This is a genomic window from Myxococcus sp. AS-1-15 (genome assembly GCF_020037055.1).
GTDB lineage: Bacteria > Myxococcota > Myxococcia > Myxococcales > Myxococcaceae > Myxococcus > Myxococcus fulvus.
Genome location: NZ_JAIQDF010000049.1, coordinates 1 through 3,969, shown reverse-complemented (window position 1 = coordinate 3,969; position 3,969 = coordinate 1). Strand labels below are relative to the sequence as shown.

Annotated in this window: 1 protein-coding gene and 2 pseudogenes; all 3 read right to left on the bottom strand. The window is 67.8% G+C overall.

The genetic code is table 11. The features are described 5' to 3' along the window. Positions 1 to 1,373 (bottom strand): family 2B encapsulin nanocompartment shell protein (locus tag K8625_RS43385; RefSeq protein ID WP_223786080.1); only part of this gene is annotated, 1,373 nt, incomplete at its 3' end. Position 1,374: 1 nt separating this feature from the next. Beyond that, positions 1,375 to 2,709, bottom strand: a pseudogene (locus K8625_RS43380) (family 2B encapsulin nanocompartment shell protein); the annotation flags it as partial. Between the two features lie 60 nt (positions 2,710 to 2,769). Continuing rightward, positions 2,770 to 3,969: pseudogene (locus K8625_RS43375) on the bottom strand (germacradienol/geosmin synthase); the annotation flags it as partial.

Sequence of the window (3,969 nt, the reverse complement as noted above, 5' to 3'; positions counted from 1 at the left end):
ACGCCCAGCGCGTCGGGGACGAGCACGGCGGCGGAGTAGTAGGTGCTCACCAGGTACTGGGTGAGGGCCTGGTCGTTGATGGCCATGCGCTTGACGGTGAGGCTCGCCTCCACTTCATCCGGGATGCCCGCGTTGTGCAGGCCCACCACGCCCTGGTCCTCCTGGCCGGTGCGCATGGCGATGATGGACGTCGTGTTCTCCCGGCTGATGGGCAGCTTGTCGCACGGCAGGATGGGCACCCCGCGCCACGCCTGGAACTTCGCCCCGCCCACGTCCACCACCGTCGGGTACAGGCCGCGCCGGGTGCACTCCCGGCCGAACGCCGCGATGGCGCGCGGGTGCGCCAGGAAGTAGCGCGTCTTGCGACGGCGCGTCACCAGCTCGTCCATGTCGTCCGGCGTCGGCGGCCCCGAGCGCGTGTTGAGGCGCTGCTTGAGGTCCGCGTTGTGCAACAGGCCGAACTCCGGGTTGTTGATGAGCTCCCACTCCTTGCGCTCCTTCAGCGCCTCGATGGTCAGCCGCAGCTGCTCCTGCGTCTGGTTCATCGGGTCGTTGAAGATGTCCGACACGCGGGTGTGCACGCGAAGGATGGTCTGCGCCACGCTCAGCTCGTACTCGCGCGGCTTGAGCTCGTAGTCCACGAAGCCGCCCTGCAGCACGGGCTCGCCGTGGTGGCCGGCCGACATCGGGATGGCCGCCTGGCCCGCCTTGTCCTGGGGCTTCTTGAGCTTCGCCTTGTAGCCGTCCACGTGCGCCTTGAGCGCCGGGGACTGGACGATGAGCGCCTCGAACACGTCCTGCGGCAGCGCCATCACCGTGCAGGCCGTGAGCGCCTTGACGGTGAAGGGCCACACGTCGTTGGACTCCACCACCGCCTGGTCGCCGAAGTGGTCGCCGTCCGCCAGCGTGTCCAGCACCAGCGGGTCGCCGTACTTGCCCTTCGAGAGCTTCTGCGCCTTGCCGTGCGCGATGAGGAACACCTGGTGCGCGGACGTGCCCGCCTCGACGATGACGTCCCCGGCCTTGTACTGCTGCTGGGTGAAGCGTCCCGCCAGCGTGCGGATGAGCAGGTCATCCGCGTCCTGGAAGCCCCGCATCAGCGGCAGCTTCAGCAGCTCCTGCGGAATCACCTCCACCTTGACGCCGATGTTGCTGAAGTTCAGCCGGTCGTCGCCCGCCGCGTACGTCAGCCGCCGGTTGACGCGGTACGTGCCGCCCGACACCTGCACCCACGGCAGGATGCTCAAGAGGTAGCGGGGCGAAATGCCCTGCATCACCGGCTGCGTCTTCGTCGTCGTCGCCAGCTGCCGCGCGCCGGCCGTGCTCAGGCTGGTGCCCTCGTGGGCCGCCAGCTCTCTGTCTGGATTCGCCATGAGAGAAGTACGCCGTCACCAGGTAGTTCATGATGGCCTTCTCGTTGATGCCCATGAAGCGCACGTTGAGGCTGGGCTCGATTTCGTCGGGGATTCCCGCCTGGTGCAGGCCCACCACGCCCTGGTTCTTCTCGCCCGCGCGCATCAGCATGATGGACGTGGTGCGCGTCTCGGAGATGGGCAGCTTGTTGCAGGAAACAATCGGCACGCCGCGCCACGCGGGCACGTGGTTGCCGTTCATCTCCACGCTGGTGGGGTAGATGCCCCGCTTGTTGCACTCCTGGCCGAAGGCGGCGATGGCGCGCGGGTGCGCCAGGAAGAACGACGGCTCCTTCCACACCGTGGCGAGCAGCTCGTCCATGTCGTCCGGCGTCGGCGCGCCCGAGCGGGTGTGGATGCGCTGCTTGAGGTCCGCGTTGTGCAGCAGGCCGAACTCGCGGTTGTTGATGAGCTCGTGCTCCTTGCGCTCCTTGAGCGCCTCCACCGTCAGGCGCAGCTGCTGCTGCGTCTGGTTCATCGGGTCGTTGAAGAGGTCCGCCACGCGGGTGTGAATCTGGAGCACCGTCTGGGCGACGGACAGCTCGTACTCGCGGGGGCTCGTCTCGTAGTCCACGAAGGTGCCGGGCAGCACCGGCTCGCCGTGGTGGCCCGCCGCCAGCTCAATCGCCTTCTGGCCCGAGTGGTCCTGCTTCTTCTTGGAGCGCGCCTTGAACTTCTCGAGGTGCTTCTGCAGCGACGGCACCTGCGCCACCACCGTCTCGAAGGCGGACTGCTGGAGCACCAGCGCAATCACGGGCGTGACGGCCTTGGCGGTGAACTGCCAGTAGTCCTGCGACTCCAGCAGCGCCTGGTAGCTGTAGTGGTCTCCGTCCGCCAGCGTCTCCAGCACCACCGGCTCCCCGTACTTGCCGGTGCCGATGCGGTTCACCTTGCCGTGCGCGATGAGGACGATGGAGTCGGCCTCCTTGCCCGCCTCGGTGATGACCTCGCCCGCCTTGAACTCCTTCTGCTCGAAGCGGTTGGCCAGCGCGGTGAGCGCGTCCACGTCCTCGTACCCGCGCAAGAGAGGCAGCTCGCCCAGCTCCTGCGGAATCACCGCCACCTTGGCGCCCGTGCTGGTGAAGGTGACGCGGCCGTCGCCCACCGCGTACGTCATGCGGCGGTTGACGCGGTACGTGCCGCCGGACACCTGCACCCACGGCAGCAGCTTGAGCAGCCACCGCGAGGAGATGCCCTGCATCTGCGGCTCGGACTTGGTCGTCGTCGCCAGCTGCCGCGCCGCCTGCGTGCCCAGGCTCTGGTTGTTGTCGTCGAACTTCTTCGAATCATTGGACATGGGTCACCCTTCTTCGGAGTTGAAGACTCGAAATCACTGCGGAATGTGTCTGGGGACTTCTCAGGGGCGCGTGGCGCGAAGCAGCTCGGAGAGGCGCATCGCCGACGTGCCCAGCGGGGCGGGCTTGCCCGTCTTGAGCTTCGGCGCCGCGTCGTGGATGAGCTCCACCTCGGTGTAGCGCGTCACGCCCGCGTGCCACCGGGGGATGCCCGCCATCCACTGCTGCAGCTGCTCCACGTACTTGTGCAGCTTGCCTTGCGCCTTCTCGTCCAGCTCGAAGGTGCGGATGACGGCGGGCAGCTCCTTGGCCACCAGGTGCTCGAACTGCTTCATGCGCGCGGTCATCATCTGGTTGACCACCTGCACCGCCGCGTCCTTGTCCACGCCCAGGAACTTCTGCACGACGAGCACGCAGTTGTTCAGCTCGCCCTCGAACTGGATTTCCTTCTGGTAGGAGTACAGGTCGTTGACGAAGCAGGCGTAGTCCGCGGCGGAGTTCTCCAGCGCCCGCAACGTGCGGGTATTGAAGACGTCCTCCGGCACCGCGTCGCCGTGGGACAGGCGCGCCAGCGACATGGTGAGGTCCGAGCCGAACGTCTTGCGGCGCATCTCCACGTAGTCCACCGGGTCCGGCACGCGGTTGAGCAGCTGGTTGTTCAGCTCCCACACCCAGCTGTCCGTCATGTCCTGGATGGCCTTGCGGAAGAGCTTTCGGCCGCGCGGCGTCAGCGGGCCCGCGGTGCGCTTCCACAGGTCCGCCAGGCTCAGCTCCACCGGGTTGAGGGGCACCGCGGCGCTGGCCGTCTCCACGTCGTCCGGCATGAACTGCCCCAGCCGCGCGGTGAAGGCCTTGGCGCCCGCCATGTCCCGGGTGTTCGCGTAGAGCAGGGGGAAGTAGTCGTCCGCGTACGTCCCCCACACCAGCCAGCAGGCCGTCAGCTCCAATTGCTCGGGCGTCGCGTCCGGGTGGATGAGCGCGCCGCAGAGGGCCACGTCCGCCGCGTCGAACTTGTGGTCATCCCAGACGTAGAAGCCCACGCCGGGCACGACTTCGAGCAGGCCCATCTTCCGCGCCCAGGCCTTGGAGGCCCTCCGCGCATGGTCCAGGTGGGGACTGAGGTACGTGCTGTACGGCATGTAGAACTTCGGCAACGTCGTGGGGCCCACGTGCTGGCGCGGCGTGTGGCTCAGCGAGCGGGCGCGAGGCCCCATCCCCAGCGCGCCCGCCGTCAGCGGCAGCCGGAGCGCGGAGGTGCCCAG